Source organism: Aeromonas sp. TECH754, from assembly GCF_056279295.1.
Genome location: NZ_JBWBRA010000001.1, coordinates 3,188,844 through 3,213,451 on the forward strand (window position 1 = coordinate 3,188,844; position 24,608 = coordinate 3,213,451).

At 63.3% G+C, this 24,608-nt stretch carries 19 protein-coding genes and 1 riboswitch; of the genes, 8 read left to right on the top strand and 11 right to left on the bottom strand.

Going from position 1 to position 24,608, the window contains the following annotated elements; genetic code table 11:
- Nucleotides 1-10: 10 nt before the first annotated feature.
- Nucleotides 11-4,072: a pullulanase-type alpha-1,6-glucosidase gene (gene pulA, locus ACZ9IL_RS14355; RefSeq protein ID WP_476004102.1), complete on the bottom strand. Its 4,062-nt coding sequence runs from the start codon at nucleotides 4,070-4,072 to the stop codon at nucleotides 11-13.
- Nucleotides 4,073-4,332: 260 nt separating this feature from the next.
- Here pulA and ACZ9IL_RS14360 point away from each other — a divergent pair, with 260 nt between their 5' ends.
- The gene (locus ACZ9IL_RS14360; protein WP_476004103.1) at nucleotides 4,333-4,725 is read left to right on the top strand and encodes a hypothetical protein; all 393 of its coding nucleotides are present in this window, start codon (nucleotides 4,333-4,335) and stop codon (nucleotides 4,723-4,725) included.
- Between the two features lie 147 nt (nucleotides 4,726-4,872).
- On the opposite strand, the gene dmeF is transcribed toward ACZ9IL_RS14360, so the two are convergent.
- The gene (dmeF, locus tag ACZ9IL_RS14365) at nucleotides 4,873-5,856 is read right to left on the bottom strand and encodes a CDF family Co(II)/Ni(II) efflux transporter DmeF (RefSeq protein WP_476004104.1); all 984 of its coding nucleotides are present in this window, start codon (nucleotides 5,854-5,856) and stop codon (nucleotides 4,873-4,875) included.
- Between the two features lie 71 nt (nucleotides 5,857-5,927).
- Between dmeF and ACZ9IL_RS14370 the strand changes: the two genes are divergently transcribed.
- From ACZ9IL_RS14370 to ACZ9IL_RS14385, 4 genes are all read left to right on the top strand, one after another.
- Nucleotides 5,928-6,203, top strand: a complete 276-nt coding sequence (locus ACZ9IL_RS14370; protein ID WP_476004105.1) for a metal/formaldehyde-sensitive transcriptional repressor — start codon at nucleotides 5,928-5,930, stop codon at nucleotides 6,201-6,203.
- A gap of 424 nt (nucleotides 6,204-6,627) precedes the next feature.
- Nucleotides 6,628-8,232: a diguanylate cyclase domain-containing protein gene (locus tag ACZ9IL_RS14375; RefSeq protein ID WP_476004106.1), complete on the top strand. Its 1,605-nt coding sequence runs from the start codon at nucleotides 6,628-6,630 to the stop codon at nucleotides 8,230-8,232.
- A 156-nt stretch (nucleotides 8,233-8,388) separates the two neighbouring features.
- Nucleotides 8,389-9,585, top strand: coding sequence for an amino acid aminotransferase (locus ACZ9IL_RS14380; protein ID WP_476004107.1), 1,197 nt, complete (start codon nucleotides 8,389-8,391; stop codon nucleotides 9,583-9,585).
- Nucleotides 9,586-9,729: 144 nt separating this feature from the next.
- Nucleotides 9,730-10,659, top strand: coding sequence for a LysR family transcriptional regulator (locus ACZ9IL_RS14385; RefSeq protein WP_042639070.1), 930 nt, complete (start codon nucleotides 9,730-9,732; stop codon nucleotides 10,657-10,659).
- Nucleotides 10,660-10,674: 15 nt separating this feature from the next.
- Here the strand turns inward: ACZ9IL_RS14385 and ACZ9IL_RS14390 are convergent, their stop codons facing one another.
- The 6 genes from ACZ9IL_RS14390 to ACZ9IL_RS14415 all read right to left on the bottom strand — a co-directional run bounded on the left by ACZ9IL_RS14390 (nucleotide 10,675) and on the right by ACZ9IL_RS14415 (nucleotide 15,331).
- Nucleotides 10,675-10,998, bottom strand: a complete 324-nt coding sequence (locus tag ACZ9IL_RS14390) for a DUF1820 family protein (RefSeq protein WP_033130680.1) — start codon at nucleotides 10,996-10,998, stop codon at nucleotides 10,675-10,677.
- 113 nt (nucleotides 10,999-11,111) lie between these two features.
- Nucleotides 11,112-12,005 (bottom strand): YjjW family glycine radical enzyme activase, encoded by an 894-nt coding sequence (locus tag ACZ9IL_RS14395; protein WP_476004108.1) that lies wholly within the window; start codon nucleotides 12,003-12,005, stop codon nucleotides 11,112-11,114.
- On the bottom strand, nucleotides 11,995-13,521 hold the full coding sequence (locus ACZ9IL_RS14400; RefSeq protein ID WP_476004109.1) for a YjjI family glycine radical enzyme: 1,527 nt from the start codon (nucleotides 13,519-13,521) through the stop codon (nucleotides 11,995-11,997). The genes ACZ9IL_RS14395 and ACZ9IL_RS14400 overlap by 11 nt, the downstream gene beginning before the upstream one ends.
- A 114-nt stretch (nucleotides 13,522-13,635) precedes the next feature.
- Nucleotides 13,636-13,977, bottom strand: coding sequence for an AzlD domain-containing protein (locus ACZ9IL_RS14405; RefSeq protein WP_476004110.1), 342 nt, complete (start codon nucleotides 13,975-13,977; stop codon nucleotides 13,636-13,638).
- Between the two features lie 2 nt (nucleotides 13,978-13,979).
- Nucleotides 13,980-14,699 carry an AzlC family ABC transporter permease gene (locus ACZ9IL_RS14410; protein WP_476004111.1) on the bottom strand — a complete coding sequence of 240 codons (720 nt, stop codon included), beginning with the start codon at nucleotides 14,697-14,699 and terminating at the stop codon, nucleotides 13,980-13,982.
- A 155-nt stretch (nucleotides 14,700-14,854) separates the two neighbouring features.
- Nucleotides 14,855-15,331: a L,D-transpeptidase family protein gene (locus tag ACZ9IL_RS14415; RefSeq protein ID WP_476004112.1), complete on the bottom strand. Its 477-nt coding sequence runs from the start codon at nucleotides 15,329-15,331 to the stop codon at nucleotides 14,855-14,857.
- 278 nt (nucleotides 15,332-15,609) lie between these two features.
- Between ACZ9IL_RS14415 and ACZ9IL_RS14420 the strand changes: the two genes are divergently transcribed.
- Nucleotides 15,610-17,799, top strand: a complete 2,190-nt coding sequence (locus tag ACZ9IL_RS14420; RefSeq protein WP_476004113.1) for a glycoside hydrolase — start codon at nucleotides 15,610-15,612, stop codon at nucleotides 17,797-17,799.
- 59 nt (nucleotides 17,800-17,858) lie between these two features.
- Here the strand turns inward: ACZ9IL_RS14420 and ACZ9IL_RS14425 are convergent, their stop codons facing one another.
- A complete protein-coding gene (locus tag ACZ9IL_RS14425) occupies nucleotides 17,859-19,709 on the bottom strand; it encodes a M3 family metallopeptidase (RefSeq protein WP_476004114.1) in 1,851 nt (616 codons plus the stop codon).
- A gap of 395 nt (nucleotides 19,710-20,104) precedes the next feature.
- Nucleotides 20,105-20,190, top strand: a riboswitch (cyclic di-GMP riboswitch).
- A gap of 61 nt (nucleotides 20,191-20,251) precedes the next feature.
- Here ACZ9IL_RS14425 and gbpA point away from each other — a divergent pair.
- Nucleotides 20,252-21,676 carry an N-acetylglucosamine-binding protein GbpA gene (gbpA, locus tag ACZ9IL_RS14430; protein WP_042639055.1) on the top strand — a complete coding sequence of 475 codons (1,425 nt, stop codon included), beginning with the start codon at nucleotides 20,252-20,254 and terminating at the stop codon, nucleotides 21,674-21,676.
- Between the two features lie 106 nt (nucleotides 21,677-21,782).
- Nucleotides 21,783-22,310: a cytochrome b gene (locus tag ACZ9IL_RS14435; protein WP_476004115.1), complete on the top strand. Its 528-nt coding sequence runs from the start codon at nucleotides 21,783-21,785 to the stop codon at nucleotides 22,308-22,310.
- Between the two features lie 98 nt (nucleotides 22,311-22,408).
- Here ACZ9IL_RS14435 and cbl read toward each other — a convergent pair whose 3' ends face one another.
- Complete coding sequence (gene cbl, locus ACZ9IL_RS14440) at nucleotides 22,409-23,356, bottom strand: HTH-type transcriptional regulator Cbl (protein ID WP_476004116.1); 948 nt, start codon at nucleotides 23,354-23,356, stop codon at nucleotides 22,409-22,411.
- Nucleotides 23,357-23,530: 174 nt separating this feature from the next.
- The gene (locus ACZ9IL_RS14445; protein ID WP_476004117.1) at nucleotides 23,531-24,598 is read right to left on the bottom strand and encodes a sulfate/molybdate ABC transporter ATP-binding protein; all 1,068 of its coding nucleotides are present in this window, start codon (nucleotides 24,596-24,598) and stop codon (nucleotides 23,531-23,533) included.
- Nucleotides 24,599-24,608 lie beyond the last annotated feature (10 nt).

Genomic DNA, 24,608 nt, shown 5'->3' on the forward strand with positions numbered 1-24,608 from the left:
ATGGGCTTGCTTACTTGGCGCTGCACTCCTGCACTATGACGGAGCCCACTTCGCCAGACGTCTTGCTCGGGTCAACCTTGACCAAGAAGCTCCACAGACCCTGGTTCAGGGTGATGCTGTTGTTGCCCATGCCGCCATCGCCGTGTTGCAGCGGATAGACTTGCTCCGGTTGCAGTGCGATCAGGGTGCCGCCCGCATCCTTGACGAAGAACTGCTTGCTCCAGCTGCCGTCATCGTTGGCAAACTTGAAGTCAAAGCTGCCTGCATAGTTAAACGCGGCCTGATAGACGGCAAGGCTGCCCTCCATCCCCTTGTAGTTCAACTGATAGGCCGGCTGTGCATTCCAGTCGCTCAGGCTGCCGCGCACGAAGATCGGGTAGCCAAGCGGATTACCGGCAACGGTATCCAGTACCTTGCAGCTCTGCACCGGTTCGGTGTAGCTGACGCTCAGGGTCGGCTTGTCCTTGTTCATGGCGGTGAAGACGAACTTGTAGGTACCGGCCTTGGCCAGATCCAGCCCTATGTTGCCCGTCGAACCACCGGCACAGAGGGTCAACGGCGTCCCCACGACCAGCTTGTCACCGGCGTTGCAACTGCCGTAGTTGAGCGGACCCCAGTCGGCGTCGGCGATCTTCACTTCCGTCGCGCCCAGCTTGTCGGCCGTCACCTCGGTGCTGAACTCGTACATGAAGTTGGTGGTGAAGTGCAGCTGATTGGCCACGCCCCATTCACCGAGGAAGCCTTTCAGATAGACACCGGTGTCACCGAAGGGGGGCAGCGTGCTCAAGTCCGTCTTCTTGCCGACCGGCAGACCCGCGCCCTGGGCACCGGCTTGCGGTTTGACGAAGACGGCGGCAGACCAGGCGCCCAGCGTCAGCTCACCGCTCCCCACGGCGGCACCGCTGGCGATGCTATCGCTCGAGTGGTGAGCACCGCTCAACACCATGCCGGAAAGATCGATGGGCTGATCGTTGCCGTCACGGAAGTCGCCTGTGCTCTGGGGCGCGTTGGTGGCGTTAATCATCACCACCAAGCCATCGATGGTCGGATCCAGATCCGCGCCAGCCTTGCTGCCATCATCCACGCTCATCACGATGAGACCCGGCACCTGATCCGGCCCGGTGTTGCGGAAGTCGACCCGCTTGATCACCTCGGCGCCGCTGCCAAGACGCAGCAGACGGGAGGATTGACGCAGCTCGGCCAGCTCCTGGTAGAAGCCCACCATGCGCTCCATCTCGGCGGCACCCGGTTTGGTGTGCTTGCCCAGTACCTGCTCGATCAGCGGATAGTTGTCACCATCCTTGTCCTTGCGCGGCAAGCCCTTGTCGAAGTTGTTGTCGTTCAAGCCGTAGTCGACTCTGTTGTACCAGTCACCCGAGTCGTAGCTGTCCCGCTCCATGGACTTGGAGCGCAGCAGCTCGACGCCGGCGTGGGTGAAGGGAATGCCCTGCCCCAGCATGGCGGTCGCGAGCGATACCCCTTGCATCCGCACCAGATCGGCACCGGCCGGCGCCTTGTAGGCCAGGTTGTCGAACAGGGTCTGGTTGTCGTGCTTGTCGACATAGTTCTGCACTTCGGTCGGATCCTGGGCATAGCCTGCGGGTTGACCGTTGTAGTCGATGTCGGCCCCCTTCTTCGGAATGCCGTCCTTGTCGGTCAGCACGAACTCCTTGAGGTTGCCCGCCATGCCGAGGCGCACCAGATCGGACTGATGCAGGGCGGTGGCGAGATCGACCCCGTTCACCTCGTTGGGATCCACATAGGCGCCGTTGCCGAAGCCCTGGGTCTTGCGGATGGCGTCGCCGCCGTCAAACGGGCTGCCGCCACGGACCGCATCCCGCAGCCGGTCGGAGAAGGAGCCGATGCCGGTGCCGCCAAGGTGTTTCTGGATAGCCTGCACGAAGCGCTTGTCATCCTGCACCTCGCCGAAGTTCCAGCCTTCCCCGTAGAAGTACATCTCGGGGTTGACCTTCTTCACCTCGGCCAGGGCCTGCACCATCTGATCTTTCGGATGGTGGCCCATCAGGTCGAAGCGGAAGGCGTCGACCTTGTAGTCCCGCGCCCAGGTCACCAGGGAGTCATCCATCAGCTTGGCGAACATGGCGTGTTCCGGCGCCGTGTTGGAGCAGCAGGTGGAGTTCTCGACCGAGCCGGTCTCCGGGTTCAGGCGCTGGTAATACCAGGGCACTATCTTGTCGAGCACGGATTTCGGGCCCAGGCCAGCCTCATTGGTGTGGTTGTAGACCACGTCCATCACCACGTTCATGCCGATGTCCTGCTTGATGGCCTGCACCATCTCGCGGAACTCCTTGATCCGGGTCGTCCCCTCCGCATTGGTGGCGTAGGAGCCTTCCGGGGTGGTGTAGTGGAAGGGATCATAACCCCAGTTGAAGGAGTCCACCCCGCGCAGATAGCCGTACAGCTCCTGCACTACCGGGCTCTCCTTGCTGTCATTTCCTTGCAGATCCGTCAGCACGGCCTCGATGGTCTCACCACCACCACAGTGGCTGGCGAACTTGGAGTTCTTGACCTCGGGGTTGACCTCGCACAGCTTGCTGAAGTCGTCACCGATGTTGGCGACCTTGGTCGGATCTTCGTTGATGGTGGCGATGTCAAACACCGGCAGCAGGTGCAGGTGGCTGACGCCGCTCTTGGCCAACGCCTTGAGGTGAGTCACCGGCACGCTGTCGCTGTCGGTCAGCCCCAGGAACTTGCCGCGATGCTCGACCGGGGTGGATTCGTCGTTGCCGGTCAGATCCCGGACATGGGCCTCATAGATGACGATGTCGGCCGGATTGGCCTGGCTGTGGGGGGCCTTCAGGCTGTCCCAACCCGCCGGTTTCAGGGCCGGATCGTCGAGATCCACCACCTGGCTGAACTCGGAGTTCATGGCCAGGCTCAGGGAGTAGGGGTCGGTGACCTGATAGGATTCCAGCTTGCGACTCAGGGGATGATAGACCTGAATGTCATAGCGGTAATATTTGCCCACCAGATCGGCACCGCCCTGCAGACTCCAGCTGCCGCTGGCCTCGTCCAGGGTCATGGCCTGCTCGCCCAGGGATTTGTGTTGCTCATCGAACAGCGCCAGCTTGACCGACTTGGCGGTCGGTGCCCAGAGCCGGAAGGTGACGTTGCCACCTTCGATGATGGCGCCATAGCTGAGCTTGGTGGCTGCCTCGGCGTAGACGGCGTCGAGGGCACCGGCGCTCTGCACCAGGGTCGCCCCCTGCAAAATACCGCTCGCATCTGTGCCGATGGCCACCAGCTCCCCCTTGAGCAGCGGCTTGAGGTCTTTGCCAGAGGGCAGGGCGAAGGCGGCGGCATCCTTGAGGTGCGGATACTTGGCCTGCTGCTCGGCAGTCAGGCTGGTGGGGGTCAGCTTGAGATAGGGGAAGTCAAACACCCCTTCGCTGTTGGCGGTGATGGTGCCGGAGTCGGTGTAGTAGAGGCGCACATGGGGTTTGTCCTTGCCCCCTTGCCAGATCAGGGTGTTGCCATCGATCAGGTGGGCGCTGGCACCCGCCACGCCGAAGGCGGCGGTGAAGGCCTCGGCACGGCTGCCGAAGATCTCGCTCTTGCCCGCGACTATGGCCACGGTGCGGTCCGGGTGATCGCTGAACACGACCTTCATGTCGGCGCCGGTCAGGTTCGCCAGATCGCCGTTACGGGCGATAAAGTTGATGCAGCCTTCCATCTTGGCAAGCGGCACTACCCAGCCGGGACCGAAGCTGTCTGCCGCGGACGGCGTCTTGCTCGCATCATCCCAGCTCGCGTTGAGGCCACTGTCGGCGGTCGAGTTGCAGGCATCGTTGTTCCACAGGTGCATGCTGTGGCTGGCGAAGGGGCCGTCCACACCACGGGCCGCGCTGGTCTGGGTATCGACCAGGGCGATCACCGCCTCATTGGGACCGGCTACCAGCAGCTCGGCCGGGGGTTGCACATTGGGAAGGCGAGCGGCGGGCTCATCCTGAGGGGTCGGGGTGGTAGCAGAGGAGCTGTTGTCATTACAGCCAGACAAAAGCGCGAGCAGTGAGGCTGTAACCAGCGCCACTTTGGTCTTTTTCATATCCATTTTTTTATAATTCCCGCTGTAGTTAGTCTCGATAGACGAGTACCCGGCCTTGGCCGAGCGGTGTCATATTAATCAGCGGAGATTGTCGTAAATGTGAGCAGGTCGGCAAAAAAAACCAATCCGTTTCAACAAGATAACGTTTTCATAACGAAAGTTGGAGCAAGCTCACAGACTGGGGTCAATATTGTCCCCATGCCGGAAAGTATCCCGGGGATGCAGTAAAAATCTATTTCCTATCAAATGGATATCAGGAGATGTCGATGACGCGTATCGATGAACAGGCGAAACGGCTGGACGAGGAGTACCTGGCCATCAGCCAGCTGTTCGATCAATTCTGCCAGCGGGCCGGGGCCCTCGCCGAGCAGTATCACTTCTTCAAATGGCCGGACTACGAGGATACGCCGCCGCTCTCCCGCGCCTTCACCCTGCTGGGAGAGCCGCGCGAGCTGAGGCTCCGCTGCCAGCCCGGGGAGCGAGGCGCCCTGCACGGCATCATCCAGATAGTGGATGAAGAAGATCTGCCCCACGCCAGCCTGAGATTTGGCGCCGATGGCCAACTGCAACTGGAGTCGGGCCGGCTGCTGGACGACCCCCCCAAGTTGTTGCTCAGGCTGTTGCTGGGCACCGTCTGGCAACACAAGCCCGTGGAGTAATCATCTTGTCGCGGTCTGCAAGATAGCGCCCTGCGCGCTCGTACCACTGCCGGGTATCCACCGGCAGCGCAAGCCCGCGACGAAGCGCTTGGCGGCTCGAACCGCCACCAGCCAACAGGGCGGCCCCTGAAGAGCCGCCGGTTTGAATCAGGCCTTGGCCACTTCGATGGTCAGGTGCACCAGCTCCTCGTGGATAGCAAGCCGCTCGCGGATCTGCCCGGCCGGCACGGGTTCTGTCATCTTCAGCGACAGCACCCCGGCATATTGCCCCTGGCCGACCCGCCAGACGTGCAGATCGCGGATCTCGGCACCGGGCAGCTCGGCGATTACCTCGCGGATCTCCTCCACCACGGGGGCATCCATCTCCGCATCCAGCAGCACCAGGCCAGTGTCGCGCAGCAGGCCCCTGGCCCATACCGCCACCAATATGGCCCCCGCTATCCCCATCAGGGGATCCAGCCAGTCGGCTCCCCACAACATGCCCCCCACCAGCGCGAAGATGGCCAGCACCGAGGTCGCCGCATCCGCCAGCACGTGGATGTAGGCGGCGCGCAGGTTCAGATCCTGATGCTCGTGCCTGCCACCGTGCTCATGATGCGCATGGCCATGGTGGCGATCATGCCCGTGACCATGGTCGTGACCATGGTCGTGACCATGGTCGTGACCGTGATGATGACCCTGATCGTCCTTGAGCAGCCAGGCACAGGCGAGGTTCACCAAGAGGCCAAGCAAGGCGATACCGATGGCCTGCTGATAGTGAATGGGGCTGGGATCCAGCAACCGGGCCACCGACTCGAACAGCATCAGGCCCGCCACCCCCACCAGCAGCAGGGCGCTGGTGAAGCCGCCAAGCACCTCTATCTTCCAGGTGCCGAAGCTGAACCTGTGATCCCTTGCATAGTGCCGGGCGGCACGATAGGCCAGCACCGAGAGGCCGAGGGCCAGGGCGTGGGAGCTCATGTGCCAGCCGTCGGCCAGGAGCGCCATGGAGTTGAAGATCCAGCCACCGCCGATCTCCGCCACCATCATGACGACGGTGAGCAGCACGGCCCAGCGGGTCTTCTGTTCGGCCAGCGGATTGCCCCGATGTATCACGGGTTGCTGGCAGTGGGAGGCGGCGACGGACGACATACATTTCTCCTGCGGGATGTGATGAAATATACTATACCCCAGTATAGTTTTATCGCACTAAAGGATCCTGCATGTCACACACGGTACACAACAAGAAGAAGCTGCTGGCCCGGGTTCGCCGCATCAAGGGGCAGACGGGGGCACTGGAGAGTGCACTGGAGCAGGGGAGCGACTGCGCCGCCATCTTGCAGCAGATCGCGGCCATTCGCGGCGCCGTCAACGGCCTGATGCTGGAGGTGCTGGAGGGCCATATGCGCGAGCACCTCGGCGCCGAGGAGGCGACCCCGGCCGAGCGGCTGGAGGATCTGGATCAGGTGGTGCGGGTGCTGCGATCCTATCTCAAATAGGTTGGCCAGGGTTTGCCAAGAGGCGGCGCAAGCCAGTGACTTGGTTCCTGCGGCATGGGGATATGCCCCCCGGTGGCCGAGCAGACCGGTGAGGCGAGCGCCATCGTTTTTCCTCTTCTCACCCGGCTCACATACCCTCGAGATGCCGCCCCCCATCCCCCACCGGCGGGGATGGGACTGCTCTCACAGAAAAACCACCGGTTGTCGTGGCGGCGCACTCTCTCTTCCGGCCCACTGATACCGGCCATGCCATGCTCGCTGGCTGCCTTGCCAAGGCGTTTCCCTTGCTCCCAACCTATTCTTAAATAGGAAGAATCGCAGACGATATCTTGTTCTTTGCCTTGTTCGGATTCTATTCTGGCAGAGCCACCCGATCCGCCACGAGCGGATGGTGGCAGATCCCCCATCATCAGTGAGGAGGTTTATGTCTCGTTCAGATACCGCGCAGGGAAAATCTTCTTTTCTGACCGGCTACCTCATCCTGCTGGCCATGCCGCTGCTGCTGGCCATGATCACCCTCTATGTGGTCTCCAAGATCCACTATCAGGACACGATCGAACAGAAGCTGGTCTCGATCAACCATGCCCTGTCGCTGGCCGAAGGGGACATCTACAAGCAGTTGGTGCGTGCGCTGGGGACCACCATCACCGCCGACAAGACCATCCCCATCACCCAATCCGACAAGAGCAAAAAGTACTACAAGGACATCTGGAAAGATCAGGTCAAACAGAACGATCTGCTGAGCGTCATCTTCTACGCCAGTTCTGACGGGGAGTGGTTCTCCAGCGATGATCAGCAGGATTTTCGCTTCTCCATCGAACACAACGGCAATGCCATCGATCCGCGTACCCGGGTCTGGTTCAAGGGGGCGGAGGGGATGCCGGGGGGCTATTACTGGACCCCGCCCTATGAGGATGCACTGACCCACCGCAAGACCATCACGGTGTCCCGTCGCATCGACCACCACGACGGCAGAGCTTACAGTGTGGTCGGGGCAGACATCGATCTGCTGGCCTGGTCCCAGCGGCTGGACAGCATGCTGAGCCGGGACAATGCCCTGCAGCACCTGTTGCTGAACAGGGAGAGCAACCGGATCCTGGTTCACTCCAACCCCAACCGGATCGGCCTGCTATTCGCGCCGAGCTGGTCCAATCAGCTGATCGGCACCGCGGGATCCTTCTATGCGTCGGACGAGGACGAATTCGTCGCCTACTCCACCGTGCCCGATCGCCCCGATCTGATGGCCGTCACCATCCAGCTGCGGCGTGACCGGGCGGCGCTGCAATACGGCGCCATGGTACTGGTGGTGACCATTTTGACCGGCGCCCTGTTCGTGCTGGCCGCCATCATCTTCCGGCTCAAGATAGAGCGGCTGATCGGCACCCTGCTGCAGACCGTCAAGCAGCTGCGGGTCATGTCCCAGGCGGAGCAACTCAGCCACCTGGACAAGATCCATCTGCCCGAGGCCCATGCGCTCAAACAGGAGGTGTCCATCGTCTCCGAGCAGTTGAAGGCCTCCTTCGAGCGGATGAACCGTGATCCGCTGACCGGGCTCTACAACCGCCACAGCCTGAACGAGAAGCTGACCCAGTTGCATGAGACCGACCGCGACTACGTCATGGCCATCATCGACATCGACAACTTCAAGTCGATCAACGACACCCACGGCCACGCCACCGGGGATGCCGTGCTGCGGCGGATCTCGACTCTGGGGCAGCAACTGCTGGGAGAGAGAGCCTCCCTGTACCGCTTCGGCGGCGAGGAGCTGATCGCCATCTTCGAGGACATGCCGCTGGAGCTTGCCCGGCTGACCATGGACGAATGGCGCGGAATAGCCAGCACCCTGACCTGGCGCGAGGCGGATTTGCAGGTCAGCTTCAGCGGTGGCATCGGCCAGCGCAACGGGCTAAGCCAGGAGGCCTTCTTTGTCCTGGTCGACGGGGCGCTCTATCGCGCCAAGCGCACCGGCAAGAACCGCATCACCTCGGTGGATGACTATGACGATCCCGCCCCGACGGAGCAGGGATAGGCGGGTATAGCGCGACATGAGAGAGGGAGGCCGCGGCCTCCCTCTCTCTTTGGGACTGTCATCCACACAAGGGCTTGAGGCCTCGCCGGCTTTACGCCATGATGACCGCCGATCATTGATCTCCGTTTTTTGGACTCCACTTCGCAAGGACCCCCCATGTTTGAACACGTCGATGCCTACGCTGGCGACCCCATACTGACCCTCGTCGAGACCTTCCACAAAGACACCCGCGAACAGAAGGTGAACCTGGGGATCGGCCTCTATTACGATGAGCAGGGCCGCATTCCGCTGCTGGGCTCGGTACAGCAGGCCGAAGCCGCCCGCGCCGCCGCCCCGGCGCCGCGCCCCTATCAGCCGATGGAAGGCGCCGCCAACTATCGCACCGCCGTGCAGCATCTGCTGTTTGGCGCCGAGCATGCCGCGGTCAAGGCCGGCCGCATCGCCACCATCCAGACCATAGGTGGCTCGGGCGCCCTGAAGATCGGGGCCGACCTGCTCAAGCGCTACTTCCCGACCTCCGAGGTCTGGGTCAGCAATCCGACCTGGGACAACCACAAGGCCATGTTCGAGGGGGCCGGCATCAAGGTGCACGACTACCCCTACTACGACGCAGCCACCGGCGGCGTCAACTTCGACGCCATGCTGGACTGCCTCACGACCCTGCCGGCCAAGAGCATCGTGCTGCTGCATCCCTGCTGCCACAACCCGACCGGGGTAGATCTCTCCCGCGCCCAGTGGGATAAGGTGATCGCGCTCGTCGTGGATAAGGGGCTGATCCCCTTCATGGACATCGCCTATCAGGGCTTCGGTGACGGCCTGGAAGAAGATGCCTACGCCATCCGCGCCATGGTCGATGCGGGGGTCAGCTTCTTCGTCAGCAACTCCTTCTCCAAGAACCTCTCCTTCTACGGCGAGCGCTGCGGCGGTCTGTCGGTCATCTGCAAGGATGCAGAAGAGGCGGGCCGGGTGCTGGGTCAGATGAAGGCGACAGTGCGTCGCAACTACTCCAGCCCCCCCACCCACGGTGGCCAAATCACCGCGGCCGTGATGAACGATGCTGGGCTGCACGCCCTCTGGGTGGATGAAGTGACCGAGATGCGCAGCCGCATCAAGGCCATGCGCCAGAAGCTGTTCGAGGTGCTGAGCGCCAAGGTGCCGGGCCGCGATTTTGGCTACTTCGTCAGCCAGCGCGGTATGTTCAGCTACACCGGCTTCACCCCGGAGCAGGTCGATCGCCTGCGCGAGGAGTTCGCCGTCTACCTGGTGCGCTCCGGTCGCATGTGCGTGGCTGGCCTCAACAGTCGCAACGTCGACTACGTGGCCGATGCCATGGCCGCCGTGCTCAAGGGCTAACCCCAGAGCCCCGCTTCGGCGGGGCTTTTTGTTTCCCCTTCCCCGCCTTTATCTGGAGCCTGCCATGGATCTGATAGCACTCTCTCGCTTGATGGTAGGAGCACGCCATCCAGCCACCATATTTGGCTCACGTCGGGAATCGATATGGATCTGATAGCACTCTCTCGCCTGGGGGGACGCCATCTGGTCACCCTGCACCTGCTGCTGGATAGCCGCAGCGTCACCCGCAGCGCCGAGCGCCTCTGCACCACCCCCTCCTCCGTCAGCAAGACCCTCAATCAACTGCGCGCCCTGCTGGGGGATCAGTTGCTCTATCGCCAGGGCAATCAGCTGCTGCTCACCCCCTTCGCCGAGCGGCTCGGCCCCAGCCTGCAGCGACTGCTGCGCGAGCTGAACGGTCTCACCAGCCAGGAGGGGTTCAACCCCGCCAGCTGGCAGGGACAGCTGAACATAGCGCTGCGAGAGAGCGGCATGGTCTGGCCCATGGGGCCCATTCTGGGTCAGCTGATGCGAGAGGTGCCGGGGATGATGCCCGTCATCTGGAACAAGGATGAACAGGCGCTGGCGCGGCTGGCGGCGGGCAAACTCGACTTCGTGATCCTGCCCCACGATCAGAGCCAACCCCTGCCGAGCCACCCTGGGCTGGTGTGGGAACCCTTGCGCGAAGACAGGCTGGTCTGCCTGCTGCGCTCGGATCACCCGGCGCTGGACAGGCCCTGGGATCTGGATGCTTACCTGAGCTGGCGCCACATCGCCATTCGCGACACCGAGCTCGCCAACCCCTTCTTCGAGCAGAGCCTGGCCCAGTTGCAGGTACGCCGTCAGCTAGGGGCCACCCTGCCGGACTTTGGCAGCGCGGCGGCCTTGCTGCGCCAGAGCGATCTCATCCTCACCGCCATCGAAGGCTGGGCGACCCAGGCCGATCTGCCGGGGCTGGTGCGCCTCGCGCCTCCCTTCGACTATGGCGCCGTGACCCATAGCCTGGTGTGGTACGGCCCCACGGGGGAAGAGCCCGCCCTGCGCTGGTTCCGTCAACGGATCCTGCAACTGGGGCGGGTCATGGTACAGGGATAGGGGGCTCGCCCCTGCTCAGGGCTTCTTGGTATAGATGGGGCCGGGGAAGGAGGCGACGTTGTTGCCGAGCTCTGTGATGCGGGCAGCCCCCTGCTTGCGCACCTGATCGATGCGCAGCACCTGGTGCATGGGGATCAGGGTGCGGTTGACGTCGGCAAACTCGCTCTTGAGCTTCTCGTGACCCGGATCGACGATGAGGGCCGTGTGATTGTCCCAGACGAAGTTCGCTATCTCGATGAAGCCGAACAGCGGACCCTGGTTGACCTCCCTGACATAGACCTCGTAGCGCTCGCTGTGGCAAATAAACTGCACTCGGTATAAGGCGTTGGCTTCACTCATATTTATCTGTTGATGGTGGGCGGTTTTCCCATTCTAGCCGTCACTTCGCGCACACCATATAGACGAACTTCACAGTTGCGTCATATCGGGTCTCAAAGCGCGCTACCGGCCCCTCACCCGATGGCGGGCAGCGAGACGGGGCCAAACCCCTTGGCCATCAGGGCGTTGGCCAGCGTTTTCAGCTCATCCATACCGGCCTCCCGCCAGCTCAGCGCCTCCCCTCGTACCCCGTGATGACGAAAACCGTTGAGGCGGATGGGAACTGGGCCGAGGCTCTGCAGGAAGGCGCAGAGGCCGGCGTCCGGCTCCCCCCGCTCGTCGACGAAATCCGTTCTGCCCGGCACGTGGAGCAGCCGCAGCTCCGTCAGCTTGCCGCACCGTGCCAGCAATTGCAGGGAGGCCAGCACTCGCTCGCGATCGTAGCCGGTCAGCGCGCGGTGCACGGGATCCCGCCACCCCTTGAGATCGAGCATGGCGCCATCCAGCACCGGCAGCAGCCGCTGCCAGCCCGCCGGGGCCAGGGAGCCGTTGCTGTCCAGCAGGCAGCTCAGGTGAGCCAATTCAGAGTTGGCCTTGATGGTGGTGAACAGGGCGATCACAAAGGGCAGCTGGGTGCTGGCCTCCCCGCCGGAGACGGTGATGCCGCTCAGCAGCGGGCCATAGCGGCGCAGTTGCGCCAGCACTTCTGCCACCGACATGACGTGGGTCTTGGGGCTGGCTTGGCGCGGACAGCCATCGGTGCAGCGATCGCAGTGGGTGCAGAGCGCAGCCTGCCAGCTCACCCGCCCCTCCGCCATCGTCAGGGCGCCGCTCGGGCAAGCTGGCACGCAGTCGCCGCAGTGATCGCACAACCCTATGGTGTGCGGGTTGTGGCAGCCCGGGCAGCGGAAGTTGCACCCCTGCAGGAAGAGCACCAGACGATTACCCGGCCCGTCCACGCAGGAGAAGGGCAATATTCTGCTGACGACGGCGGTGCGTGCCAGCAGTCGGCTCGGGTCAGCACTCACCCAGGCAGGTCTCTCGCCCGATGACCCTGGGGGCCCGCTGGCGAATGCCGGTCAGCTCGCTCGCCTCGGCGCCGAGGCAGGTGGTCTGCAGGCGCGAGCCCTCGGACGCGAAGCGGGCCACGTCGCTCTTGCGGATCATGTAGCCGGTCACCCGCACCAGATCGCTGTCTGCCACGTTGGCACTGAACTCCCGCATGCCGAGGACGAAGGCCCCCTTGCACAGCTGGAGCAGGGCCTGGGGGTTCTGACGTATTGTGGGATCCAGGGTCAGGATCTCGCTGATGCCGGAACCGTAAAAGCCGTGGTGGGGCGCCAGCGCCAGCACGTGGCTGGCGGGATCCGGCTCCTCGCCGTAGGGGATCCGCACCCCTGGGGTCACCCCTCTGTCCACACTCAAACCTCCCTGGGCATGGAGCAGGGCTCGCCCGCCCCAGGCATGGGGCTGGGATCTGTTGGTCACATAGTCGGAGAGCTGGGCCGAGATGCGGTAACCGAGCCGGTTTGCCTCCTCGTCCCGGCCGTAACGCTCGGGCCTATTTTCCTTGTCCATCAGCAGATTGACCGCCTCCGCCATGCCATAGATGCCATACATGGGCACGAAGCGATCTTCCTCGATCAGCCCTTCCTGCACCAGGAAGCTGTCGAAGAAGCCGGATTCCTGATGCAGGAAGCGGGCGCGGGCCTCGATGAGCAATGAGGCCTGCTCGCAATAGTGGGGTAGCCATCTCTCCAGGAAGTCGTCGATGCCGGCGCTCTGCTCGGCCACCCCCTTGAGGGAGACTCGTACCAGGGTGTTGGCACCGCCCCCCAGCGGCAGGGCGTTGTAGCAGCTGACGATGCCAAAACCGCGCGCATCGAAGGTGTCTCTGTGCAGGGGATAGTTGACGATATGGGGTTTGCCGCATTCGGCGATATTTTGTACCGCCTGCATCAGCAGGGAGTCCGGGGTCTGGGTTGGGTCGTGGAACAGGCTGAGGTTCGGCGCCACCTGCTTGAGTTCGCCGTCGATGCGCAGGATCAGGCGGCAGAGCCGGTTGTCATCCGGCCCTATGTTGACGTGCATGAAGGCATCCGGCAGCACCCTGTCCAGGTAGATCCAGAAACGCTTCAACTTGCGATGGAGGGCCTCGTCGTCCAGCTCCCCGACGAAGGGCAGCAGCAGTTGATCCAGCCGTCCCAGCCAGACCGGCATGCCGGTCACCGAGGGCACGTGGTGGTAGAGGATGCGCAGGGCATCGAGCGCCTCATCGAAATCTTGCGGTGGCGCCAGCTCCAGCCAGGCCGAGCCCTGGCTCAGGAATCGTTGGTAATCCGGCAGCACGTAACGCGGCTTGTAGGGGGCGTGGCCCTCGAACATGTCGCACAGCACCCCCTGCGCCATCGCCTCGGCAACGGTGGCGGGCAGCTCGGGGTAAGGCAGGGCATTCTCGGCGGCAAGCGCGAGGGCGTGGCTCTTCTGGGCCGGTGAGAGCAGGGGGTCGCGCACTATGCGCTGACAGCTGACGGTGAGGGACATGACAGGCTCCAAAGCGGATGAGGACTAAATCCTTACACTTGCAAGGCCTTAATGGAAGTGACATTCACAACACAGCGGATGTCCACAATGAACATCCGCTGTGTGCGATCACGGCTATCCCAGCCAGGGCAGCAAGGTAAAGAGTCCCCCCTGCCAGCGCAGCAGGAAGAAGCCCCCCATGCCGACCACCACCACCAGCAGGGTCGGCAACCGCAGCAGGGTCAGCGCCGTCACCAGCAGGGTGGCTGCCAGATAGTCCGGATCCCAATCCAGCCCCTTGCCGGGCTGGTAGCTGAAGACGATGGGCAGCCAGATGGCGGTCAGCACCGACTGGGCCGAGAAGCTGAGAAAAGCCCCCATCTCGGCGCCGGGTTGATAACGGGTCAGCCGCGAGAAGAAGGCGAACCGGTTGAAGAAGGTGATCAGGGTCAGCAGCCCTATCATCAGCCAGCTCATGATCACCTCCTCATCCGGTGCAGCAGGTAGCCCACCAGCATGCCGGCCAGGGCCGAGATGATGATGTAGACCTCCGCCAGCAGCGGCTTGGTGAGCAGGGCCGTGCCGCCGCTCACTAAAGTGGCCGCCACCATAGGCAGGTTCTTCATGGCCGGGATCGTCATGGCGATGAAGGTCGCCGCGATGGCAAAGTCCAGCCCCATGTGATCCAGCCCCTCGATGTACTGGCCGGCGGCGATGCCGAGCAGGGTCGCCAGATTCCAGAACAGATAGAACACGAAGCCCGCGATCAGCGCGTAGCCGGGATTGAAGGCCCCGCTGCGTTCCCTGTCTTTGAGCGCCACCGCGAACATCTCGTCGGTCAGGAAGAAGGCGAGGCTGGCGCGCCAGCGCAGGGAGAGCGGCAGCACGTCACGGCGGAAGGTGAAGCCGTACAACAGGTGCTGGGAGGTGATGACGAAGGTGGAGCCGACGATGGGCAACAGCGGCGTGCCGGCGCCAAACAAGGTGGTAGCCGAGAGCTGGGCGGCGCCGGCATAGACCAGCAGTGACATCAGCTGGGCCTGGAGGGGGCTCAAGCCCACCTGCAGCGCCAGGGCACCACACAGGACCCCCCAGGGGATGACCGAGACGGAGAGCGGGAGAATATCGAGGGAGGCACGCCACCAGAGCGCGCCCGTGCTCTCGACCCCGGCTTGCTGGGGGCGAGTGTCCAATGTCATGAGGTCATCCTTGTCCTGTCAACGAGAACGGAAAAACCTAACACAGCACCCGTGCAGATGCCATGCCATCGTCAGACGGAGCACTCAATGACAGGCAGGAGAAGATGACAGGCCCGCCCCGTTCATGGCGATGACGAGCGGGCCTGCACAGGGGATCAGGGTTCGATGACGATGGGGGTGCCGGGTTCGATGGCGCTCCACACCTCATCCAGATCGTGGTTCAGCATGGCGATGCAGCCATTGGTCCAGTTGGACGGCTGCAGACGGCGGTTGCCGATGTCGTTGCGCTGACCATGGATCATGATCATGCCGCCCGGATTGACGCCCTTCTCGTTGGCCGACTTGATGTCGTCCAGATTCGGGTAGTTGATGTGGATGGCCTTGTAATAGCCGGAGCTGCTCTTCTTGTAATCGAGGGTGTAGCGCCCCTCCGGCGTACGCTGATCCCCTTCCCGCTGCTTGTGTCCCATGGGGGCCGGGCCCAGGGCGATCCAGTAGCGTTTGACCTCCTTGCCATCCTTCATCAGGGTCAGGCTATAGCTCGACTTCTTGACCACCACCATGTCCGCAGACAGGATCGCAAAACTTAAGGCGGGCCACAGCCCCAGCAAACACAACAATACGGCTTTCATTCCATCCCTCGACAAGCCTTCAGGGCTTTATTGTTAGCAAATCATCTGAATGTCGCCACTCTCTGGTGGCGAGCGAGCGCCATGATATGGGATCGCCGTCAATACTCAATATATCCAGAGAAACATATCTGAAGCCAGCCCCACGAAGGGGATAGGACCCCTCCCCACCCGTCCCATCAATTGACAATGGAAACAGTTATATAGCAGCACAGCGTGGCTGGCACTCCCCGTCAGGATCGGCGAAGATGCCCCCTTTGCCCTCCTCCAGGATCCCGTCCATGCGACCACTGCGCCTGTTCTTGCGCCTGTTCTTGCTCTTGCTCCCCGCCCTGCTGTGGCTGCCTAAGACGCTGGCCGCCCCTCTTCAGTTGCAAAGCGAAACGCTGAGTTATCGCATCGACCCCGACACCCTGGCCATCTCGGTCAACGGGGTGCAGGTCAGCGCGGGGCAAGGCGCCCGTCAAGTCGATCGGCTGCAACAGGATGAGCATCAGGCCAGCTGGTATTGGCCGGCCCAGGAGACCCGGGTCGAGGCACGGCTGGACGGGGAGGACCTGCTGTTGACCCTGATCAGCAGCGGCCCCCGCCAACTGAACTGGTACAGCCTGCCGAAAAACCAGACCCACCTCTCCATGGCCTTTGGGGAGGGCAGCCGCTTCTCGGTGCGTGACGGCGACTGGCTCGGCTACATCGGGGACGAGCTGAGCGAGCTCGATACCCACCATGATCTCAAGCTGCCCCTCTGGAGCCAGGATGCGGGCAAGCGAACCTACAGCTGGATCCTGCAGAGCCCCTACGACAACAAGCTCAGCTTCAGCCGCAAAGGAGGACGCCTGCAGCTTGCCGCCAGCCACGGGTTCAACCACTTCAATCCAGCGCCGCTGGAGGTACGTCTGAGCGTGGGGGATGACTGGTTGGCCGGGGCGCGCCGCTACCGGGAGTGGCTGCAGGCCGAAGGGGCCTGGCAGTCCCTCGCCGACAAGTTTGCCCGCATCCCGGCCGGTCGGCGGCTGATCGGCGCCAGCCACCTCTATCTCTGGGGGGACGAGCTGCTGGACCGGCAGGACGTGACCGATTGGCCCGGCCTGCAGGCCAAACTCAGCCAGAAGCCGGAGTGGCTGAAAAGCTTCAATGACGAGGAGCGCGAGGCGCTGGCAACCCCCAGTCCCCAACCGTGGCAACAGACGCTGATCATGGCAGGCCTCAACCGGCTGATTGAACAGCAACTGCCGCTGCCAGCCCAGCAGAGCCCCGCCGTTCAGAGCAAGGTGCTGGCCCTGCGCCAGCAGTGGATCAAGAGCCTCCTCGGTCAGCAGCTGGTGGCCCGGGAGCGCTGGGGCCAGGGCCTGTCACTGCCGGTCATAGAGGCACTGCAACAGGCGGGGCTGCGCAAGCTCTGGCTCGGCACCCCACAGTGGACGGCGGCCCTGCAACAGGATCAGGCCCTCGCCGCCGCCAAGCGCCTGGGTTATCTGGTGGGCAGTTATGACTCCTACGACACCGCCATCGCCCCCGGCGACAACGACCGCTGGCTCACCGCCCAGATCCCGCCGGAGCTTGGCAAGCGCTGCGCCATCGTCGAGGCAGATGGCAAGCCCAGACCTGGCTTTGGCGGCGAGGGGGTCTACCTCAACCCCGGTTGCACCCTGCCCTACGCCAAGAGCCGCATGAGCGAGCTGGCCAAGGCCAGCGGCATCAACAGCCTGTTTCTCGACGTCGATGGTACCGCCATGGCCTCCAGCGACTACAGCCCGGCCCACCAGCAAGGCAGCGCTGCCATGGTCGCCGCCCGCAACGCCCGCATGAGCTGGGTCGGGGAACGGCTCGGGCTGGTGCTGGGCTCGGAAGACGGCAACGCCCTCACCAGCAAACCGCTGATGTTTGCCCACGGTGTCCAGAGCTGGGGCTTCGGCTGGACCGATGCCGCCATGCGCAAGCAGGCCAAGTCCCCCTACTACCTCGGCAAATGGTGGCCCGACGAGGCCCCCCAGATCTTCTTCCAGCCCGCCCGGCTCAAGCCGCGCTACCTGAAGACGGTGTTCAACCCGGCGGACAGGCTGCCGCTCTACCAGGCGGTGTTCCACGACTCGGTGATCAACAGCCACCACTGGCTGCTGGACAACCTCAAGTTCCCCGCCATCCGGGAGGAGCGAGCCCTGCTCGGCCTGCTCTACAACACCCCGCCCCTGCTCAACCTGAGCCGCAGCACCTTAGGCAGTCGTTTGCCGGAGCTGGTCAGGCTGAGCGAGCAGTTTGCCCCCCTGCACGAGGCGCTGTGGGACAAGGCGCTGGTGGGATTCCGCTGGCGGGACGGGGCGGGCCGGGTGCAGGAGACCCGCTTCTCCGACGGCAGCCGGCTGGTGGCGAACTTCGGCAAGAGCACCATCCTGATCGACGGCCACAAGCTGCCGGGCCAGCAGCTGCTGGTGGCCCTCAAGGACAAGCCCGTCACCTTGTTGAAGATCTGAGCGCCCCAAAATGAAAGAGCCCTGCCAGTGGGCAGGGCTCTTCGTTTGCAGGACGGGACTCAGACTGCCACAACGGGCTCAGCCCCATGGTGGCGCCGGATCCAGGCCTCGAAATCCGCCAGCATGCGCCCTTCGGACTCGCTGTTGTCGGCGATCAGCTCGGCGCCGTGCACCACCCGGATCCGGGCGTTGAGCGGGGTGCCGTCACCGGCGAGAGGACGCTGATGCGCCGCCGCCATGCAGGCCGACGCCGTGGCCCAGGCCTCGGCCACACTCTGGTTGCAGGCGCGGGCCAGGGGGCCGGCGCTGAAGCCCTCACCGGTAAGGCTCTGCAACGTCTGATCGTGGGTCATGCCGTTGCCAGGTCCCCAGTAATGGGCGGCCAGATCCGGGCCGATACGCGGGTTGTCGGTGAGGTAGCCGTCCCGGCGCAAGAAGTAAGCGCGGGTCTGCTCGACCGCCATCAGCGCCAGCAGGTAGCCGTGATAGGCGCAGGCCGACTCCTGATTGAGCAGGTGCGGGATGGCCAGCAGCGGGCGCGGGCTCTCAACCCCCAGGATCTTGCGCTCCCACTGGCGAGCCAGCGCCAGCACCGCGGCCGGGGTGCGCTCGCTGTCACTCATGGCGTAGAGATCCCGCTCGAAGTAGGCTACCAGCGCGATCTGCCGCTCGTTGAAGGCGCGGAACGGCTGACGGGCTTCGATCATGGCCTGGATCAGGGTGTCCGGGATCGTTTCGCCAGCGGCGTTGCGGGCGTAGCGCTTGAGCCAGTCCGCATCGTCCAGCAGGCTGTCGCAGAACATGGACTGGGTCTCGGCATAGGCCATGGAGGTGGGGGGAAACTCCTGGGAGAAGCAGGGGGCGTTACCGGTGACGTTGGCGAAGTGGGCGGCATGGCCGCCTTCGTGGAACAGGGTGTTGAGACCGCTCCAGCCGCTACCGATCTGGGCCGGATCGGCCAGGCTGGTGAAGTTGACCACCGCGGGCACCCACTGCCCCTCCTGCCAGAAGCTCGGCACCGGGCCGTGGCAGAAGCCGTTCTCGTATTTCCCCTCCCGGGTCAGCAGATCCAGGGTCAGGGTCGCGTCCCGATACTGGATGCCGAGCCGGCGGAAGCTCTCGACCCAATCTTTCAGCGCCCGCGAAAACGGCACATAGGGATCGAGCTGGCGGGTCACGTCGCCGCTCACGCTGTAGCGCAGGTTGTGGGGCAAGAGCGCCGCTTCCCCCTTGGCAGCCTTCAGCTCGGCCAGGCTCTGGTGCAGGCGCTGTTCGGTGCGGGCGATGAAGTCATCGAGTATGCCGAACAGCTGCTCCGGGCTCATCTGCTCGTTCTTGTGCACCTTGTAATCGAAATAGTCCCGATAACCCATGGCACGGGCAAAGCGGTTGCGCAGCGCGACTATCGCCAGGTAGCCGTTGTCGACCACCCACTGCTCCAGGGCATGGAACATGGCAACTGCGCTCTGGCGTACCGGCTCGCTCGCACTGGCGGCCAGCGCCGTGCTGGCGGCAGGCAGACTGCCGGTCACCGGCTGACCCTGCTCATCGAGCAGGCTGAGCTTGAGCTCCTTGCGGCGGGCGAACAGCTCCGCCTCGGCGGCCACCAGTTCGTCCATCAGGGCGGCGGCGGCCGGATCCTCGATCACGTTGCACTCGAAGAAGGCGATCCAGCCTGCCAGGCCGTGCTTGAGCTCGGTCTCTTCGGCCAGGGCCTGCATCTCACGCAGCACCGGCAGCCGGGCCGGGTTGGCGCAGAACGTCTTGTAGGCCTGCTCGGCGGCGGTGAAGCCGACCTGATCGTCGCTGGTGCCCATGTAGGTGGACCAAAACAGATCCTCCTTGCGCCTGTGTACCTGCAGGTAGTCGGCGTTGAGCTGGTTCAAGTAATTCCTGGCGATGGAAGTCATAAGGTCCCTCTTGTTGTCGGTGGCGTCTGATCCGCCTTGCCTTGTGATGATGCCCGGCCGTGACCAGGCAAGCGTGCGCCGGGGTGCGCCTGATCACGCTACCAAAAGCCGCTGTCTATGTCTGTAGCACCGGGATCCGGTCTGCACCCACCCGAGCCAGGCCCTGCCCATGGGGTCTCTTTATTGACTGCAAATGATGCATTGATTTTGCATGTTAATTAAGCAAGAAGCCGTCATACAGCCAAAGCGGTCTATCAAATAGACATTTAAAAACAAAAAGTTAAGTATTGGCTCTACTCCGACGAGGTCAAGCTGTAAAGATTTACACTTAATAATTTAATCAAAATAAGACATGATGGCAGCGCGTCGTCAAACGCGACGCAATGACCCTTTATGTAGTCATTTGGCAAACTGGTTGAAAGGCCAGGACGCAAAGCCTCCGGTCTAAAGACGTCTCGTCCAGGATAGCGGGGTTGCAGCATCGTGTTTCGGGGAAAACCCCAGCCAACTTGACTGCCCACATCTGTCGAACAGAGGAATGTATGGCAGCAAAAACTCAACTCAATCACCTCGCGGCGGCGCTCGCGCTGCTGGCCAGCGGCGGCGTACTCGCCCATGGCTACATCAACCAACCGGAGGCGCGCAACTACCTGTGCAAGACCGGTGGCAACAGCCAGTGTGGCGCCGTCCAGTGGGAGCCCCAGAGCCTGGAGGCACCGTCCGGCTTCCCCAATGGTGGTCCCGCCGACGGCCAGATCGCCTCGGCCGGTCACCCGCAGTTCGCCGAGCTCGACGTTCAGACCAGCGATCGCTGGACCAAGCGTCCGGTGCAGGGGGGCCCCTTCGCCATCAGCTGGAGCTTCACCGCCAACCACGTGACCCGCAACTGGCGTTACTACCTCACCAAGCAGGATTGGAACCCGAACCAGCCGCTGACCCGGGACTCCTTCGATCTGACCCCCTTCTGCGTCATCGACGGGGGCATGGTGCAACCACCCAAGCAGGTCACCCACAATTGCACCCTGCCGGCCCGCACCGGTTATCAGGTGATCCTGGGGGTCTGGGAGGTGGGTGATACCGCCAACAGCTTCTACAACCTGATCGATGCCAAGTTCGATGGTGGCACCCAGCCGCCGCTGACCTGGAGCCAGGGCGGAACCATCTATCCCTCCATCGATCTGGTGGCTGGTGACAAGGCCAAGACCCGGGTGTTCGACGCCAACGGCGAGCGCACCGATCTGCAGACGGTGCTGACCATAGGCTCCTCCGAGCAGGGCCAGAAGAACAACTGGGCCCACGATCTGGCAGCCAAGATCAACACAGAGCAGAGCCAGATCCGCGCCGGCCAGCAGGGAACAGATGGCCAGTTCAACCCGGTTTACGGGCAGAACCCCATCTACCTGAAGGCTGGCAGCAACCTGCAACGGGTCGAGGTCCAGCTCGAGCAGCAGCAGCCTCCAGTGAACGACAGCATCAGCGTGAGCGGTCTGGAGAGCGAATACCTGCTCGACAACGGCAAGGTCACCCTGAACTTCAGCGTCACGGCCCAGGGGGATCTCGCGGTCACCAACACCCTGTATGACCATGGCGGTGCCGCCAAGGGACAGACCAGTGCCGACATCAAGGACAGCAGCCAGAGCTTCACCATGGCGGTCAGCGGCCTGAGCGCGGGTCACCATCAGCTGGTGATCGAAGGCAAGCCGAAGGCGGGTGGCGCCTCACTGCAGCAGACCCTGGATCTGATGTTCAAGGATCCGGCCAGCGGCGGCGACTACCAGTACAGCTTCCCGGAAGGGTTGAAGTCCTATGTGGCCGGCACCAAGGTGCTGCAACCCAAGAACGGCAAGGTATACCAGTGCAAGCCCTACCCCTACAGCGGTTGGTGCAGCATCTGGTCGAGCACGGCCACCCAGTATGAGCCCGGCGTGGGATCCAACTGGCAGGATGCCTGGACCCTGGTGAACTGAGCCCGCAACTCCTGAGCAGAAGAGGCCCGAGCGGCCTCTTTTTTTTGCCTGTTATCCGAGATCCCGCTGTCTTTGGCAGCGCGAGCTCCCCTGTCGGACAAACAATATGACGAAAAACTACTATGACCCCCTGAGTCGCCTGCTGCACTGGCTGATGGCCGTCGTCATTCTCTACGCCACCCTGGCGGGCTACCTGATGCACCTGGTGATCGACAGCCACCCCCGGCTGTTTCAGTTTCTGTCGGTGCTGAACATGTCGATGGCGACCCTAATCACCCCGCTCTTCCTGCTGCGCTGGGGCTGGCAGCACCTGAGAACGCCACTGCCCGAGAGTGAGGCCGGGCACTACCATGGCTGGGTCAAGCTGGCCCATGCCCTGCTCTATGGGCTGATGTTCGTCGTGCTGCTGAGCGGCTTCCTGATGCTGGAGCAGGATTACGCCCTGTTCTGGCTCTATCCGATCACCAACCCCATCGACAGCCCCGAGATCAACGCCTTCTTCTTTCGCGTGCACCGCCTCGGTTGCCTGTCGCTGGCGGCGCTGGTCCTGCTGCACCTGGCCGCCGCTCTGTATCACCACAGGAAAGGGGATCGCACCCTGTACCGCATGCTGGGACCCCACACCGGCAAATAAACCACCGGCGCTTGATAGCCGATACAGGTGCGCCAGCCATCGGCAGATAAACAAACAGGGAGCCATGGGCTCCCTGTTCTCTCATCTCGCGGCAGGCATCAGATCTGGTAATCGAGTTGCGGTTCGTTGCCCATGGCCCGCGCCTGGATATCCGCCAGCGCCAGCTCGGGGTTGCAGAGCTGGATGAACTGCCAGGCGAAGTTGTGCTGGAACTGCCCCTGCTTGAGGCCGATCCAGGCGGTGTGCGGTGCAAACAGCCGGCTGCCGTCTAGCTGCACCAGCCCCTTGTCGCGCTGGGGGTCGAACGCCATGTCCGCCAGGATGCCGACCCCCATCTCCAGCTCGACATAGGTCTTGATGACGTCCGAATCCTGGGCGGTCAGCAGGATCTGCGGCGCTATCCCCGCCTCGGCGAAAGCCTCATCGACCCGTGCCCGACCGGTCAGCCCGGATTGGTAGGTGACGATGGGCCAGTGGGCCAGCGCCGCCAGGGTCAGATCCCGCTCGGCGGTGAGCGGATGCTGCTCGGGCACCACTATGTTGTGGTGCCAGCGGTAATAGGGAAAAGCCACCACCCCTTCGCTGCGATCAAGCTGCTCGCTGCTGATGCCGATGTCCACCTCGCCGGTCTGCACCAACCGCACTATCTCCTCGGGACTGCCCTGGCGCAGCTCCAGCTGCACCAGTGGAAACTGCTCGCGAAACGCCTTCACCACCCGTGGCAAGGCGTAGCGCGCCTGGGTGTGAGTGGTCGCTACCAGCAGCCGGCCCGAGTCGCGGTTCGCGAAGGTGCTGGCCAATTTACGGATATTGTTGGCATCCCCCAGGATGCGCTCGGCGATCACCAGCAGCTCCTTGCCCGGCTCCGTCATGCCGAGCAGCCGCTTGCCGTAACGGATGAACAACTCGATGCCGAGCTCTTCTTCCAGCTCGCGAATGTGGCGACTGACCCCGGATTGGGAGGTAAACAGAGCGTTGGCGACCTCGGTCAGGTTGTAGTCCCGCCGGGCCGCCTCACGAATAATGCGTAGTTGCTGAAAATTCATGTCATCGCCTCCTGCGCTGACCAACCGCGTGGGACGGACCCCGCAGCCTTGTTATCTGTCTGGCCGGTTGCCCGGCCGCAAGCCTGATACCCATGGGATGAGAGAGCGGATCCCCCGTCTGCGCTTGTTGAGGATCTGCCGCGGCAAGTCGTCGGCAGCATCCTCAACCGGTTCTCAGATCTGGTAGTCCGGGTAGAGCTGGGCCTGTCTGGCCACCAAGCGCACGCTCTGCCCCGGCGTCAGGGCACGGGCGGCCTCCTTGCTCAACTCGGCCTCGAAGTGCGCTCCCTGAGTGTCACCGATACCGCGCAGCTCGACCCGGATCCGCGGCCCCATGGGCAGCAGTCGGGTGATGGTGGCGCTGATGCCGCCGGTCGCATCCGCCGGCAGAATATCCAGCTCGTGGGGGCGAACATAGGCGATGGCCGCACTGCCCTTGGCCAGATGGGAAATCGCAGGTGCCCCCAGTGACTGCTCGCCGATGCCGAGCCCCTGCTCCGCCACCCGGCCACGGAACAGGTTTACGCTGCCGAGGAAGCTGTGCACGAAGGAGCTGGCCGGCTGGTCATAGACCTCGGCCGGGGTACCTATCTGCTCGACCCGACCGGCGTTCATCAGCACGACCCGATCCGCGACCTCCAGCGCCTCCTCCTGATCGTGAGTCACGAACAGGCTGGTGACGTGCAACTCGTCGTGCAATTCGCGCAGCCAGCGGCGCAGCTCCTTGCGCACCTGGGCATCGAGGGCGCCGAACGGCTCGTCCAGCAACAGCACCTTGGGCTGCACCGCCAGGGCACGGGCCAGGGCGACCCGTTGACGCTGACCGCCGGAGAGCTGGGTCGGGTAGCGCCCGGCCACGTGACTGAGCTGCACCAGATCCAGCAGCTCCTTGACCCGGGCGCGGATGGCGTTTTCAGCGGGGCGCTCGCTGCGCGGCTTGACCCGCAGGCCGAACGCCACGTTCTCGAACACCGTCATGTGGCGGAACAGGGCATAGTGCTGGAACACGAAGCCGACGTTGCGTTCACGCACGTGCAGTGCCGAGGCATCTTCCCCGCGGATGATGACGCTGCCGCTGTCGGCCTGCTCCAGCCCGGCGATGATCCGCAGCAGCGTGGTCTTGCCGCAACCGGACGGGCCCAGCAGCGCGACCAGCTCACCGTCATGAAAGTCGAGGTTGATATCGGCAAGGGCCGCGTACTGATTAAAATGCTTGTTGAGTTGTTGAACCTGAATGCTCATGGCTGCCTCG

What these genes read in the sequence shown, in the direction of transcription:
- pulA (WP_476004102.1), bottom strand. Translation starts at nt 4,072, where the DNA reads ATGGATATGAAAAAGACCAAAGTGGCGCTGGTTACAGCCTCACTGCTC.
- ACZ9IL_RS14360 (WP_476004103.1), top strand. Translation starts at nt 4,333, where the DNA reads ATGACGCGTATCGATGAACAGGCGAAACGGCTGGACGAGGAGTACCTG.
- dmeF (WP_476004104.1), bottom strand. Translation starts at nt 5,856, where the DNA reads ATGTCGTCCGTCGCCGCCTCCCACTGCCAGCAACCCGTGATACATCGG.
- ACZ9IL_RS14370 (WP_476004105.1), top strand. Translation starts at nt 5,928, where the DNA reads ATGTCACACACGGTACACAACAAGAAGAAGCTGCTGGCCCGGGTTCGC.
- ACZ9IL_RS14375 (WP_476004106.1), top strand. Translation starts at nt 6,628, where the DNA reads ATGTCTCGTTCAGATACCGCGCAGGGAAAATCTTCTTTTCTGACCGGC.
- ACZ9IL_RS14380 (WP_476004107.1), top strand. Translation starts at nt 8,389, where the DNA reads ATGTTTGAACACGTCGATGCCTACGCTGGCGACCCCATACTGACCCTC.
- ACZ9IL_RS14385 (WP_042639070.1), top strand. Translation starts at nt 9,730, where the DNA reads ATGGATCTGATAGCACTCTCTCGCCTGGGGGGACGCCATCTGGTCACC.
- ACZ9IL_RS14390 (WP_033130680.1), bottom strand. Translation starts at nt 10,998, where the DNA reads ATGAGTGAAGCCAACGCCTTATACCGAGTGCAGTTTATTTGCCACAGC.
- ACZ9IL_RS14400 (WP_476004109.1), bottom strand. Translation starts at nt 13,521, where the DNA reads ATGTCCCTCACCGTCAGCTGTCAGCGCATAGTGCGCGACCCCCTGCTC.
- ACZ9IL_RS14405 (WP_476004110.1), bottom strand. Translation starts at nt 13,977, where the DNA reads ATGAGCTGGCTGATGATAGGGCTGCTGACCCTGATCACCTTCTTCAAC.
- ACZ9IL_RS14410 (WP_476004111.1), bottom strand. Translation starts at nt 14,699, where the DNA reads ATGACATTGGACACTCGCCCCCAGCAAGCCGGGGTCGAGAGCACGGGC.
- ACZ9IL_RS14415 (WP_476004112.1), bottom strand. Translation starts at nt 15,331, where the DNA reads ATGAAAGCCGTATTGTTGTGTTTGCTGGGGCTGTGGCCCGCCTTAAGT.
- ACZ9IL_RS14420 (WP_476004113.1), top strand. Translation starts at nt 15,610, where the DNA reads ATGCGACCACTGCGCCTGTTCTTGCGCCTGTTCTTGCTCTTGCTCCCC.
- ACZ9IL_RS14425 (WP_476004114.1), bottom strand. Translation starts at nt 19,709, where the DNA reads ATGACTTCCATCGCCAGGAATTACTTGAACCAGCTCAACGCCGACTAC.
- gbpA (WP_042639055.1), top strand. Translation starts at nt 20,252, where the DNA reads ATGGCAGCAAAAACTCAACTCAATCACCTCGCGGCGGCGCTCGCGCTG.
- ACZ9IL_RS14435 (WP_476004115.1), top strand. Translation starts at nt 21,783, where the DNA reads ATGACGAAAAACTACTATGACCCCCTGAGTCGCCTGCTGCACTGGCTG.
- cbl (WP_476004116.1), bottom strand. Translation starts at nt 23,356, where the DNA reads ATGAATTTTCAGCAACTACGCATTATTCGTGAGGCGGCCCGGCGGGAC.
- ACZ9IL_RS14445 (WP_476004117.1), bottom strand. Translation starts at nt 24,598, where the DNA reads ATGAGCATTCAGGTTCAACAACTCAACAAGCATTTTAATCAGTACGCG.